Source organism: Vibrio sp. 1F253, from assembly GCF_041439295.1.
Classification (GTDB): domain Bacteria; phylum Pseudomonadota; class Gammaproteobacteria; order Enterobacterales; family Vibrionaceae; genus Vibrio; species Vibrio tasmaniensis_A.
This window is the reverse complement of sequence record NZ_JBGONU010000008.1, coordinates 84,348-98,762: the sequence shown is the minus strand read 5'-3', so window position 1 is coordinate 98,762 and position 14,415 is coordinate 84,348. Positions and strand designations below refer to the sequence as shown.

The 14,415-nt window shown below is 44.4% G+C and carries 10 protein-coding genes; 4 read left to right on the top strand and 6 right to left on the bottom strand.

What is annotated here, in order from left to right:
- Positions 1-109: 109 nt before the first annotated feature.
- The gene (gene greA, locus ACED28_RS06505; RefSeq protein WP_009847549.1) at positions 110-583 is read right to left on the bottom strand and encodes a transcription elongation factor GreA; all 474 of its coding nucleotides are present in this window, start codon (positions 581-583) and stop codon (positions 110-112) included.
- 515 nt (positions 584-1,098) lie between these two features.
- On the opposite strand from greA, the gene ACED28_RS06500 reads away from it, so the two are divergent.
- Together ACED28_RS06500 and dacB are read left to right on the top strand one after the other, a co-directional pair.
- On the top strand, positions 1,099-2,160 hold the full coding sequence (locus tag ACED28_RS06500) for a porin (protein WP_017097307.1): 1,062 nt from the start codon (positions 1,099-1,101) through the stop codon (positions 2,158-2,160).
- 112 nt (positions 2,161-2,272) lie between these two features.
- A complete protein-coding gene (gene dacB, locus ACED28_RS06495; RefSeq protein WP_371709521.1) occupies positions 2,273-3,706 on the top strand; it encodes a serine-type D-Ala-D-Ala carboxypeptidase in 1,434 nt (477 codons plus the stop codon).
- Positions 3,707-3,816: 110 nt separating this feature from the next.
- Here the strand turns inward: dacB and ACED28_RS06490 are convergent, their stop codons facing one another.
- Together ACED28_RS06490 and tyrS are read right to left on the bottom strand one after the other, a co-directional pair.
- On the bottom strand, positions 3,817-4,662 hold the full coding sequence (locus ACED28_RS06490) for a magnesium transporter (RefSeq protein ID WP_009847552.1): 846 nt from the start codon (positions 4,660-4,662) through the stop codon (positions 3,817-3,819).
- A 427-nt stretch (positions 4,663-5,089) separates the two neighbouring features.
- A complete protein-coding gene (gene tyrS, locus ACED28_RS06485; RefSeq protein ID WP_004734518.1) occupies positions 5,090-6,277 on the bottom strand; it encodes a tyrosine--tRNA ligase in 1,188 nt (395 codons plus the stop codon).
- 129 nt (positions 6,278-6,406) lie between these two features.
- Here tyrS and ACED28_RS06480 point away from each other — a divergent pair, with 129 nt between their 5' ends.
- Positions 6,407-7,696, top strand: a complete 1,290-nt coding sequence (locus tag ACED28_RS06480) for a peptidoglycan DD-metalloendopeptidase family protein (protein ID WP_017097310.1) — start codon at positions 6,407-6,409, stop codon at positions 7,694-7,696.
- Between the two features lie 96 nt (positions 7,697-7,792).
- Here the strand turns inward: ACED28_RS06480 and ACED28_RS06475 are convergent, their stop codons facing one another.
- The 3 genes from ACED28_RS06475 to erpA form a co-directional block, all read right to left on the bottom strand.
- On the bottom strand, positions 7,793-10,882 hold the full coding sequence (locus ACED28_RS06475) for an efflux RND transporter permease subunit (RefSeq protein WP_102249139.1): 3,090 nt from the start codon (positions 10,880-10,882) through the stop codon (positions 7,793-7,795).
- A 10-nt stretch (positions 10,883-10,892) separates the two neighbouring features.
- Positions 10,893-12,017 (bottom strand): efflux RND transporter periplasmic adaptor subunit, encoded by a 1,125-nt coding sequence (locus ACED28_RS06470; protein ID WP_371709520.1) that lies wholly within the window; start codon positions 12,015-12,017, stop codon positions 10,893-10,895.
- Positions 12,018-12,355: 338 nt separating this feature from the next.
- Complete coding sequence (gene erpA, locus ACED28_RS06465; RefSeq protein ID WP_004734539.1) at positions 12,356-12,697, bottom strand: iron-sulfur cluster insertion protein ErpA; 342 nt, start codon at positions 12,695-12,697, stop codon at positions 12,356-12,358.
- Positions 12,698-12,993: 296 nt separating this feature from the next.
- On the opposite strand from erpA, the gene hemL reads away from it, so the two are divergent.
- Positions 12,994-14,289, top strand: coding sequence for a glutamate-1-semialdehyde 2,1-aminomutase (gene hemL / locus ACED28_RS06460; RefSeq protein ID WP_371709519.1), 1,296 nt, complete (start codon positions 12,994-12,996; stop codon positions 14,287-14,289).
- The last annotated feature ends 126 nt before the right edge of the window (positions 14,290-14,415 follow it).

The following is a 14,415-nucleotide window of genomic DNA, read 5'->3' as shown; positions in this document are numbered from 1 at the left end:
GCTAACTTCATTAAAAGGAAGCCACTGCGCTTAGCTTTTAGTGTAGCGTGAGAAACGAAAAAGGTCGCATTAGCGACCTTTTTACTTATCAAAAACAAAGAAAATTCAATTAGATGTATTCTACTTTGTCGATTTCGAAGTCTTTATCACCACCTGGGGTAGAGATCAGTACTTCATCGCCTTCCATCTTACCGATAAGACCACGTGCAATTGGGGATTTCACAGAAATGCGACCCGTTTTGATATCGGCTTCATCTTCAGAAACGATTTGGTAGCGGAATTCTTCATCCGTATCTACGTCAATCAAAGTCACTGTCGTGCCAAAGATAATCTTACCTGTGTTATCCATCTGCGTTACATCGATGATCTGAGCCAGTGATAGCTTATATTCAATATCTCGAATTTGAGCTTCACAGATACCCTGCTCCTCACGAGCTGCGTGGTATTCAGCGTTCTCTTTCAAGTCACCGAGTTCACGAGCTTCACCAATAGCTGCTGAAATAATAGGACGTAGCTTAAGTAGGCGATCTAATTCGTCACGTAGCTGCTGAGCGCCACGTACTGTCATTGGAACCTTTTCCATTTTTTACCTCTATGCCAAAGCTTTCTTTGGCCAACATAAATCCACCCAACATACTTATTGGGTGATAGAAACAAAACGATTTGGCTTAGTGTAAACAAACTTTATGGCTAAATCACCTTTATTCCACTTTGCGTTATAAAAGCTTTATCTAGGTCTAAATTACAGACATCACAAAAATGAATAATAACCTCACCATCAATAAGTTGGCGATGAAATATCTAAAAAAAACAAAAATAAACCAAATAAACACAGATCACACTTTTATAAAAACCACACAAAATCAACGACTTAGATAGAAACAAACTCAATAAAACGGTGTGCATAATTTTTATTGATATCATTTTACTACCTGATGGTGGAACTTTAGGGTTAAAAAGTACCCCACGGATTGTTCTGGCAAGTTTCACGCTTTTGTTCTAAGCATGATTATGAAGCTTGATTAATACGAGCAATACACAAAAAGGATTCAAATCCTTGATAAATACCTTTATGGACAGTAATTAGGAATTAATAACATGAACAAGACTATGATCGCGCTTGCTGTATCTGCTGCAGCTCTTGCTACTGGTGCTAACGCTTCAGAACTATACAACCAAGACGGTACTTCTCTAGAAATGGGTGGCCGTGCGGAAGCTCGTCTATCTATGAAAGATGGTAACGCTCAAGACAATTCTCGAATCCGTCTTAACTTTCTAGGTCAAGTTGAAATCCAAGATGGCCTATACGGTGTTGGTTTCTACGAAGGCGAATTCACAACTGCTGAAAACGGCGAAGGCACTGACAAAAACAGCGACAGCCTAACTAACCGTTACGCTTACGCTGGACTTGGCGGTACATTCGGTGAAGTAACTTACGGTAAAAACGACGGCGCTCTAGGCGTAATCACTGACTTTACCGATATCATGGCTTACCACGGTAACTCTGCAGCAATGAAAATCAATGCTGCTGACCGTGCTGACAACATGCTTTCTTACAAAGGTCAATTCCAAGACCTAAGCGTTAAAGCAAGCTACCGTTTTGCTGACCGTACTGAACTAGATGCATCAGGTAAAGTTATTAGTGAAGCTAATGGTAACGCGAATGCTAAAGTAGCATCATACAGTGACAACAGCGCTGATGGTTACTCTCTATCTGGTATCTACGCAATCGGTGAAACTGGCGTTAAACTAGGTGCTGGTTACGCAAGCCAATACTCTGGTGATGAAGCTCAAGACGAATACATGCTTTCGGGTTCTTACACTATGGGCGACCTATACTTCGCTGGTGTATTCACAGATGGTCAAGTTGCTAAGAACGACGGTGATTACACTGGTTACGAAGTAGCAGCGGCTTACACTCTAGGTCAAACAGTATTCTCATCTACATACAACAACGCTGAAACTAATGGCGAAACGTCTGCAGACAATATCGCAATCGACGCGACGTACTACTTCAAGCCTAACTTCCGTGGCTACGTATCGTACAACTTCAACCTAATCTCAGCGGGTGACCAGTTCGGTACAGAAGGTACTAACCTACCTGCAACTTCAGCACAAGCTGAAGACGAGCTAGCTCTAGGTCTACGTTACGACTTCTAATTCTGATTATCTAATTGATTAATTAGTTAATTGAGAATCAAAACGCCCGCTCTATAGCGGGCGTTTTTTATATCTGTATACTGAAAACATCAGTCATCCAAGAAAATCTTCTATGCGCCTTCTATCCAGTTTACTCCTATGTGGTTTGTCACTGTGTAGTTATTCAATTAGTGCTTTCGAATACCTCCCTCTAGATAAACTGCCCGATGGCAGTAGCACAAGCTTGATACTGAAGTCATTGAGTGATGATTCGAGTGAGTTGAACACCAATAGCGATGGCTTTTACCCACCCGCCAGTACGTTAAAGCTAGTCACCGCTTTGGCAGCCAAATTGGAGTTAGGAGATAATTTTAACTACACGACCAGCATTGCGCGTTCTAATAAAGATGTCGTGATCGCATTCAGTGGTGACCCAACACTACAAAGAGAGCATCTAAAAAACCTTTTATATCAATATGCTAAGTCGCAATCTAAAACAATCAAGGGCAACTTATACCTCGATAACTCAGGTTTTACTGGCTATCAACGAGCGGTTGGTTGGCCTTGGGACATTTTAGGCGTTTGTTACAGCGCTCCCTCTAGTGCAATGACCTTAGACAGTAACTGCGCACAAGCCTCTATTTATACAAAAGATAACGGTACAACACGCGTATATATCCCAGCTCATTACCCAATAGACGTGACAACTACTGCCGCCACGGTAACGCGCTCTGGGCAGAAGGCAACACAATGCGACTTGGAGCTCATAACGACACCAGACAACACTTACAAGCTCTCTGGTTGCTTAGTTGAGCGTAAGAAACCACTGCCGCTCAAGTTCGCGATTCAAAATCCAGAGCTTTACACCTATCAAGTCGTTACATCGATTCTTAAAGAACTGAGAATTGAAGTAAAAGGCAATGTGGTCGTTGGTAAAAAAGATAAATCAGGCAAAAGCACGTTAATCGCAAGTCACAGCTCAGAGAAACTTCCCGAACTGCTCAATATCATGCTCAAGAAATCAGACAACCTGATCGCTGACAATCTAACTAAAACGCTGGGTGCGACATTTTATGTTCAACCGGGCAGTTTTAATAACGGCACTGAAGCGATAAAGCAGATATTACTGACCAAAGCCAATATTGACCTAAGCAAAACACAGTTGGTCGATGGTTCAGGGCTATCCAGAAATAATCGCATGACCTCGCAAACCATGGCTCAGGTGCTTCGTTATATCTGGGAGAACGATAAACAGCTCAACCTGATTGAGGCTATGCCTACATCTGGCACTGATGGCACGCTCAAATACCGTCAAAGCATGCGAAAAGCACCAATCCAAGGCAACATTATTGCCAAAAGTGGTTCTTTGTATGGGAGCTACAACATGGCAGGCTTTGGTTTAGATAAAGCGGGAAAACCAAACTCTCTATTTGTACAGTTTGTCCGTGATTACTTTCCTGACACACCAGATCCAGAAAAACCAGTAGAAGCACCCATCACCCAGTTTGAACGAGCTTTCTACACAGATGTAGTTGAATTCAGTCAAACACAGAGCAAACCTAAGTAATGTTCAACTCTGTTTAAGCTTCTACTTAAGCAATAAAAATGGCGCTGAAGATCTTGAATCTTCAGCGCCATTTTTGTCTCATAAGGTGCTTTTAGCTATTTTTATAAATGCTAAGCGATCCCTAAGAATGAATTAACCACAGTGAAGTAGATCCACATTCCAGAGATATCCACTATCGAAGCCAGTACAGGGCTCACTAACACAGCAGGATCAAGTTTGAAGAATCGAGCGACTATCGGTAACCCGCCGCCGAGTACAGTTGATATGGTCACTTGAATAAACAGAGCAACAGCAATCGCGTAAGCAATCATATTAATGTCGTAACCACCCGTTGACTGGTTGTCACTGAATAATAAGATTCGGCCAATCATCACTAAGGCGATCGCAAGAGCTAAGCAAATTGCGACTCTAAGCTCTTTCCATAGAACGTTGGCCCACTGGCGTTTCTTTAATTCCCCTGTGGCTAAGGCTCTAATGACCAAAGTCGCAGCTTGTGTTCCTGTGTTGCCACCCGCGGCAGCGATTACCGGCATATAGATCGCTAGAAGTACTAGCTGGCTAAGAATGTCTTCATACTGAGCAATGATAAGCCCAGAGACAATGCCTAGCAGTGCTAAGGCAATAATCCAACCGATACGCTGCCTAACATGGCTAAGCACTCCAGTTGAAAGGTAACCTTGTTGAGGTTCAACCTCTGAGTAGATCAGCCCTAGTTGGTGAGCTAGATGTCGAGAGCGCTTCTCAAAGCCCTGCTCTTCTAGCTCACTAAGTAAAGTCTGAATCGTACTAAGAGAGCATTGCCCAAGCACTAACACCGCATCTTCAAGTGGCATTCGGTTTAAAAGGTTAATTTGTTGCTCACGCCCATACTGTTGAAAGGCATTCGATACAGCTTGGATGTCTTGCTCTGAGTACAGAGCTTCAATAGATAAAAAAGTGTTGTTCATTACCGTCATGGCGAATCTCCCGATTGGCAAAGGTAACGACCATCAAAACAAGTAGCCTATAGAGAGTACCGCGAGAGTATAAAGCGGTGTACACCAGGAGCGTATAGCTATATACATCAAGAATATACAACTAAGCGCACCAAGAGCTTAAAGCACTGATGTGTCTACTTGTTAGAATCTAGTGTGTGGAAAAGAATGAGGGGGAAAAACAAAGATACCCTACCCGAACGGCAGGACAATAGATCAATACCGAGACGGGTTATTCTTCTCCATTCAAACTAGGAGGATGGTCGGTATTGTTCATAAAAATCTCCAGAATTACTGTCAATATGACAGCGCGCATAGTGTAGCAATGCACGTTCAAAAACTTCGTCAACTTTGTGTCAATAAAAAAGGCATCCGTGGATGCCTTTTGTTCAATTATTGATGTGTGTTATTACTTAATAGTAATACGAGCAAACTTACGCTTACCTACTTGGTAAACTGCAGTACCTGCTTCAGGTACAAACTTGCTGTCTTCAATCTTCTCGCCTTCAAGCTTAGCAGCGCCTTGCTTGATCATACGCATCGCATCAGAAGTCGAGTTTACAAGACCCGCTTCTTTTAGAACGTTCGCAATCGGTAGGCCGGCTTCGAATTCAAATTCAGGCATTTCATCAGGAACTTGGTTCTTAGCAAAACGGTTAACGAACTCTTGCTCAGCCGCTTCAGCATCTGCTTCGCTGTGGAAACGAGCAATGATCTCTTTAGCAAGAAGTACTTTCACGTCACGAGGGTTTTTGCCCGCCTCAACGCCAGCTTTCAGTTCCGCAACTTCTTCAAGAGGACGGAAAGACAGTAGCTCGTAGTAGCTCCACATTAGATCGTCAGAGATAGACATGATCTTACCAAACATCTCGCTTGGTGCTTCGCTGATACCGATGTAGTTGTGCGCAGACTTAGACATCTTCTTAACGCCGTCTAGACCAACAAGTAGTGGCATCATCAGTACCGCTTGTGGTTTTTGACCTGCTGCTTTTTGCAGCTCACGACCCATAAGAAGGTTAAACTTCTGGTCAGTACCGCCAAGCTCAACATCGCTCTCTAGTGCAACAGAGTCGTGACCTTGAAGAAGTGGGTACATGAATTCGTGGATTGCGATCGGTTGACCACCAGCGTAACGCTTTTTAAAGTCATCACGCTCAAGCATACGAGCAACAGTTTGGTTAGAAGCAAGACGAATCATGCCTTCTGCACCAAGCTCAGATAACCACTCAGAGTTGAAACGAATTTGCGTTTTCGCAGGATCTAGAATCTTGAATACTTGCTCTTTGTAAGTTTCAGCATTCTTCAATACGTCTTCACGGCTTAGCGGTGGACGTGTTGAGTTCTTACCTGATGGATCACCAACCATTGCTGTGAAATCACCGATAAGGAACGTCACTTCATGACCAAGCTCTTGGAAAGCACGAAGCTTGTTAAAGATAACCGTATGGCCTAGGTGGATATCTGGAGCGGTTGGATCGGCACCCAGTTTAATGCGTAAAGGACGACCTTCTTTTAGTTTCGCAATCAGTTCGTCTTCTGGAATCAGTTCTTCTACGCCACGTTTGATCTCGGCTAGTGCAGCTTCAATACTCGCCATTCTTGTTCACTCCCACAGATTTGGCAAAAATATAATAATTAGACATCTTACTTGAATAGCGATGTATTTTGAAACCAGTTACACTATTCCGTCGTCTATTTTCATAATATTTACAGAACGAACCGGAACATGTTGTCTATTTTTGCACGCCTTCCCATTTTGCACCGGGCATTTATCGCATTTTTTAGTGCCGTAATTTTTATCGCTATTTTCTTACTCCCCGACGTCAACAGCTTACGTGACGATACGGGAGCTTTAGTCGTTGGAAAACACTACCCACTGACGATCAGTGCATCAGCACTTGTTAGCTCAAGTGACGCACCACCGACGACAGTACTCAAATGGGAGAAATACACCGTTCGCTCTGGCGAAAGCACCTCTGTTTTATTTGAACGTATTGGCCTTTCATACCGTTTACTGATCACTCTACTCAATACCAATAATGATATTAAGAAGCAGCTGTCCAATCTAAGACCTGGCGACGTATTACAATTCGGCTTTGATGAAAACAACGACCTTATTCAGTTGAAGCGACAACTTAGTGCGTTTGAAAGCTTCAAGATCACTAAGTCTGGCGATTCATTCTCCTCTAGCTTCGACAAAAAGGAAGTGGCCTACCAATACAACTATGCCGAAGCCAACATCACGTCTAACTTCTGGAACGCCGGCGTCAATGCAGGCCTAACTGCAAACCAAATTATGGAACTGGCGGGCATCTTCGGTTGGGATATCGACTTTGCGTTGGATATTCGCAACAACGACAGCTTTAAGATTTTGTACCAAGAGAAAGTCGTTGAAGGCGAAGTGATTGGTCGCGGCAAGATCATGGCGGCAGTATTCAAAAACCAAGGTGATTCATTTACCGCGGTATTAGATGATAGAAGCGGCAACTACTTCGATGAAAATGGTCGTGCCATGAAGAAAGCCTTCTTGCGCTCACCGATTGATTTTCGCCGTGTAACATCGAACTTTAACCCTCGTAGAAAACACCCAGTAACCGGTAAGGTTCGAGCTCACCGAGGCACCGACTACGCAGCCCCTGTTGGCACACCTATCTGGGCAGCCGGTGACGGTATTGTTCAGAAATCGGGTTACAACCAATTCAATGGTAACTACGTGTTCATTCGCCACAGCAACACCTATATCACTAAATACTTGCATATGAAGCGACGTATGGTGAAAACAGGTCAGCGCGTAAAACAAGGCCAAACCATTGGTACTTTGGGCGGTACAGGCCGTGTGACTGGCCCGCACTTACACTATGAATTCTTGGTCAATGGCGTACATAAAAATGCGCGAACCGTGAAATTACCGCAATCTAAGTCGTTAACCGGTAAAGCAAAAGCAACCTTTATTGCCAACTCAGAGATTCGACTGAATAACCTTGAGCGATACGGCCAGTTACTAGCGACTAATTAGGCAACTAGATACCAATTAGGTTAAGAGCCCTATAAACCAACGAAAAGAGCGCCCACCAAGGCGCTCTTTTTTATGTTCATCGAACCACTGTATCTACTATTTTTCAGGCTTCTTATCTCGCCCTAGCATTAATAGACAAGGCGTCAGCACCAAGGTTAGTACCGTTGCAAATGCCAACCCTCCCGCAATCGCCGTAGCGAGTTGCGACCACCATTGGGTACTCGGCGCGCCAAACTCTATTTTTTGGTTAATCAGGTCAATGTTCATCTCTAATACCATCGGCATCAAGCCTAAGATCGTAGTCACGGTCGTCAGCATCACTGGCCTTAAACGCTGGACACCAGTTCTTAGAATTGCGTCGCGCTTATCTAAGCCTCTTTTGATTAGTTGATTATAGGTATCAATCAGCACGATATTGTTGTTCACGACTATACCTGCCAGTGCAATCACCCCAATACCGGACATCACGATACCAAACGGACGTTGGAAGATAAGCAGACCAACAAACACACCAACCGTAGAGAACAGCACCGCACTCAGAATCAGGAATGCTTGATAGAAACTATTAAACTGAGTAATCAAAATCAACGCCATTACCGCCAGTGCAACCATGAATGCACTTTGTAAGAAGGCAGAAGAGTTTTCTTGCTCTTCATTTTGACCACGGATACGAAATTCTACGCTACTAGGTAGCCCCAATTCACTTAACGCTTGCTCAATCTTTGGCAGTTCGAGGGCAAGGTTATAGCCCTCTTCCATATCCGCCATGATGTTCACTACGCGCTTACCATCGAGGCGTTTAATCGTATCTTGCTTGTGGTCGGGAACAATCTGAGCAAAGTTGGTGATCGGCACCAAGCCAGCAGGTGTTTTGACTCTCAACTGGTCAAAGCGTCCGATATCTCTTTTATCATTAGGGTAACGCACCAAGATATCGACCTCTTCTGATGAGTCATCAGGCAGGTAATCACCAATCTTGAGACCATTGGTAACGAATTGAACGGTATTACCCACCAAGGTCGCATCAGCGGAAAAGCGTGCGGCATCGTCTCGGCGAATATCCACTTTCCAATCAATGCCATCTTTGCTTGCTGTATCACTGATGTTAGTCAGAGCTTGATTACCATCCGCCCAGTTTCTTACAATTTTTGCAGCCTGATTCAGCTGTTCTGGTGTTGTTGCTGACAGCTCAATCACTAAATCATTTTCAACCGGAGGCCCTGCATCTGGAAACTTATATTCAATCTCAACACCAGCGTATTGATCGGTTTGCACCTTTAATTCATCAATAATCGCTTTAACACTACGACGATATTGCCAATCAACAGGAGTAATCGAGATCAAGCCAATCTGGTCGTCCCCCCCCGTGCGTGTGTAAACAGTATCGAACTCATCATGATTAAGCATCATTTGCTCAATATCGCGCATGATGTCATCTTTTTCTTGAATAGAAAGATCACCATGTGAGCGAACTTTGACATTAAAGAATGGTGGATCAACCTCAGGGAAGAACTCTGCACCTAGGCCCGCTTTGGAGTAAGTAAAACCAACTGCAACCGCGAGCAATATCGCACTGAACAGAATCTTAAAGGGATGCTTAATCGCAATCGAAAGCGTGTGGTAATACGCCTTGGTTAAGCCCGTTGCTTGTGAAAAATCACCATTATGCAGTGCCACCATTCGAGCTTGGCTCTTGGGCGATACGTATTGAGGTTTGCCAATCAAGCCACCTAATACAGGTACAAACAACAACGCCATAATCAATGAAGCGGTTAGCGTTGCAATCAGTGTTAGTGGCAGAAACTTCATGAATTCGCCTGTCACATCCGGCCAAAACAGTAACGGAGCAAATGCAGCTAAGGTTGTCGCTGTCGATGCGGTTATCGGCCATGCCATCCGTTTCGCTGCGTCTCGGTAAGCTTCTTTTCTACCTTCACCTTCTTGCATTCGCCTATCGGCAAACTCGGTAACAACAATCGCGCCGTCGACCAACATACCAACGGCCATGATCAAAGAGAACAGAACCACAATGTTGACGGTTAGACCAAACACAGACAACACCAACAATCCCGTGAGGAATGATCCAGGTATTGAAATTCCAACCAATAACGCGGTTCGAACACCAAGAATGGCGATGATAACGATCACCACTAAAATGATGGCGGACAAGATATTGTTTTGAAGATCGTTGAGCATGATCTTCACATCTTTAGATTCATCCCAGGTGTATTTAACCAATAAGTTATTGGGCCATTCCGCTTGTTGTTGAGCACCAGCCATAACCGCTTTAACTAACTCTACGGTTTCGATGATATTTTCACCCGCACGCTTCTTGATATCCAAGACCACCGCAGATTTACCATCTAAACGGGCAAAGCTTTCAGGATCTCGAAACGCTCGACGAACCGTGGCCACATCACCAAAGGTTACAACCTGTTTACCATCCACTTTAATTGGTAGCTCAAGCACGTCTTTTAGAGAGTTAAACACCGAAGGAACTTTGACAGAGAAACGCCCATAACCCGTATCTACAAAACCTGCCGCAACCACTCGGTTATTTAAAGCGATCAAGTTATAGATATCCGCTTGATCTAGGCTGTAGCTCTCCATCAACAGCGGATCGACAATGATCTCAACAATGTCATCGCGATCGCCTGCAATATCGACCTCTAGAATTTGGCGATAGCTTTCGAGCTTATCCCCAAGCTCTCGAGCAATTTGCACTATGGTGCGCTCAGGAACGGTACCAAACAGAACAACTGACAACACTGGCTGCTCAGACGCGAGCGTCACCTCATTCACGGTCGGCTCATCACTGTCTTCTGGTAATTTTGGTTTGGCTAAATCGACAGCATCACGCACATCAGCCATCGCTTTGGTGAGATCAACGCCAACATTAAACTCCAACACAACTGAGGCGTGGCCTTCTGCTGCGGTTGCGGTCATCTCTTTTACGCCTTCAATCGACCTCAGCTCTTGTTCTATCGGTCTAACCAATAAGCGTTCTGCATCGGTTGGCGAAATACCTTGGTGCCCAACAGAAACGTAGATAATCGGGATGGTAATGTCGGGGCTCGATTCTTTGGGGATCGTGATATAGGTAACAACACCTGCGACCAATATGAGTGCCAAAAGAGAGAGCATTGTTCGAGCGCGAGACAAGGCTGCATCAATAATTGAATACATCGGTTATCTCCTACTCTGCAGTTACGTTAGAGAGTTCAACACCTTGCTCAACAGCAATCACCGAATCACCATCACGCACAAACCCTTGGCCTACAGTTATAATATCAACTCGCTGACCTAACCCTGTGAGCCAAACTCCATCTTGTTCTGCCTTTACTAGCTGAATACCTATAAATTTCACGGTTGGTGAGTCATCGGCTGAAACCAAAGTTTTGACCCCAAGATTACCGACCTCATCCAGTGCCAGCATCGCAGGTGTTATCTTGATAGCATCACTTGTTTCTAGGTTGAGTGTTACTTCAGCACTGACACCGGCAGGTAACAGGCCTTTGGAGTTATCGATTTCAATCTCTATTGGGAAGGTATTAGTGGAAGCAGAAGAGATTCGTGAAACATAACGTAAACGACCTTCCGCTTCTTCTCGCCCTAACAGACGAACCAAAGCAGATTGATTGACTAACAAATGCTGGATATGACGCTCACTGACATCGGCCTCAATAACCAAAGGGTCAAGATCAATCACGCCAGCAACCGGATCGCCGACGCCTACGAAATCTCCAAGCTCAACCATCAAGTCTTGAACCACACCGGAGAAAGGCGATGTGATGACTGTATTTTTTAGAACCAGTTCAGCATTACGCTTCATAGCCTTCGCTTCAGTTAACGAAGCCTCAGCTGTGGTGTAGGCTATCTCGCCTTGCAGGCCTCTTTTTTTCAGCGACTGCGCCGCCTGAAATTCTTTCTGCTTCAATCGATATAAAGCCGAAGCTCGCTCTAGCTGAATCTCTAAGTCACCTTTATCTATCTGAGCAATGGCCTGCCCTACTTTAACCGCATCGCCTTTTACAACGTTCAACCTAACAATCTTGCCCGCAACTTCCGCTCCCAATCGAGCATGCCTATCGGGTGCTGTGCGACCATAAAGATCTATGGTTTTAAAGGTGGGGGATGAAGTGAATGTTTGAAAGGAAACCTTAGCCAACGGAATTTCTGTCGCTTTTTTTGCTGGCGACTCTTTCGCTTGCCCCACTCCTAAACCAAGCCAAATCGACAACAGTACAACTAGAACCAGAGAAACCAACCACGGCTGCTTCAGTTTCTGAAAAAATGGAGAGTTAGAAAATAGAGTGGGCATAGCAAATCCTTTTGTCCGATGTGATTAAGGCGCGCTAATTAGCTTAACACCGTCATATGCAACATCCTGATGCACAGAGGTAACTTTAACAGACCCACACCCAACGAAGTTGGACGCTATCGACAGTTTAAAAAATATGGCGTTTACTATAAAGCAAATGAATAAAGTGGAGCTTAAGCATAATCACCCAAAATAACCTTGGCGTACATGCCTAGAATAAGTCGACTTACTGTCTGTTTTGTATGGTGTATTTTTTACAAACAAAAACACCGAGCATTGGCTCGGCGTTTAAAATATTTCTAATGTAGCTTTCCGTTCAAGCTACCTTTCAGTGCACGCTAAACGCTAAATGATGCGCCACAACCACATGTTGTTGTCGCGTTCGGGTTGTTCACAAAGAAACGTGCGCCTTCTAGGCCTTCAGTGTAATCAACCATGCCGCCCATTAAGTACTGTAGGCTCATTGGGTCAACAACCAGCGTCACACCGCTATTTACAATGGTAGTGTCGCCATCATTTACTTTTTCATCAAATGTGAAGCCGTACTGGAAGCCACTACAACCGCCGCCTGTAATGTATACACGCAGTTTTAGCTCTGGGTTTTCTTCTTCAGCAATTAGCGTTTGTACGCGGGTAGCTGCTGCATCAGAAAAGGACAATGGGATATTTACTTCGCTCACGACAACCTCTCTTACCTGTGTCAAAAACAACATGATACAAATCTAAATCGAGACCATAGTTGTTGAGTATTTTCTTATATTCTGGTGATTATCTAATACCTGACTGAAACGTTCAAGTATTCACCACAGGATCGTTCCTTTTACTGCTGTAAACTCGCTAATATCTGACAATTAAAACGCGTAACCACACAAAACAACCAGATTCGGGTGATTATATCAGCGAAGGCATTCCTAGTTGGATTCCGGATAGGTACAATGCGTGCCAATTGGTCCGACAGTCAAAAGAGGATATATCAATGACCAAATCAGCAGAGCTGTACGAAAAAGCACAGCAAACTATTCCTGGTGGCGTAAACTCTCCAGTTCGTGCATTCAATGGCGTAGGTGGTTCTCCTATCTTCGTTGAACGCGCTGATGGCCCACTTATTTTTGATGCTGATGGTAAAGCATATATCGATTACGTTGGCTCTTGGGGTCCAATGATCCTTGGTCACAACCACGTTGTTATTCGTGACGCTGTTATTGCAGCAGCTCAACGCGGCCTTAGCTTTGGTGCTCCAACCGAAACTGAAATCAAGATGGCTGAACTTGTATCTGAGATGGTTCCATCAATGGAACAGCTGCGTATGGTGAGCTCAGGTACAGAAGCAACAATGAGTGCGATTCGTCTCGCTCGTGGCTTTACTGGTCGTGACAAAATCCTTAAGTTTGAAGGTTGTTACCACGGTCACGCAGACAGCCTACTTGTAAAAGCAGGTTCTGGCGCACTGACTTTAGGTCAACCAAGCTCTCCAGGCGTACCGGCTGATTTTGCGAAACTAACGCTAACTGCAACGTTCAATAATCTAGATTCAGTACGTGAAATCTTCGCAGCAAACAAAGGTGAGATCGCGTGTATCATCGTTGAGCCTGTCGCGGGCAACATGAACTGTATCCCACCAATAGAAGGCTTCCACGAAGGTCTACGTGAGATCTGTGATCAAGAAGGTGCATTGCTAATCTTTGATGAAGTAATGACAGGTTTCCGCGTTGCTGAAGGTTGTGCTCAGGCTTACTACAACATCAAGCCAGACTTAACGTGTCTTGGTAAAGTGATTGGCGGCGGCATGCCAGTGGGTGCTTTTGGTGGTCGTAAAGACGTGATGCAATACATCGCACCAACGGGGCCTGTTTACCAAGCAGGTACGCTTTCAGGTAACCCTGTTGCAATGGCTGCTGGCTACGCATGTTTGAATCTTCTAAGAGAAGAAGGCAACGAAAAGCGTCTAGCGTCTAAAACTAAGCAGTTGGCAAATGGCTTCAAGCAACTTGCTGACAAGCACGGCATCCCTATGCTAGTTCACCAAGTTGGCGGTATGTTTGGTTTCTTCTTCACAGACCAAGAAACGGTAACGTGCTACGAAGATGTAACTAAGTGTGATGTAGAACGCTTCAAGCGCTTCTTCCATCTAATGTTAGATCACGGTGTTTACCTTGCACCTTCAGCATTCGAAGCAAGCTTTACTTCTCTTGCTCATGGTTCAAAAGAACTGGATGCCACACTAGAAGCTGCTGACCGCTCTCTTGCGATCATTGCTGTTGAAAGCAAATAATCGAAAGCACTTTATAAGTCGCTAACCGATTGAATTTAGGGCTGCATTAGATGCAGCCCTTTTTAATACATCACGCTCGTTAACCACAAATATGACAGATTATTTACCCTTCGATTAAGGCTAAAA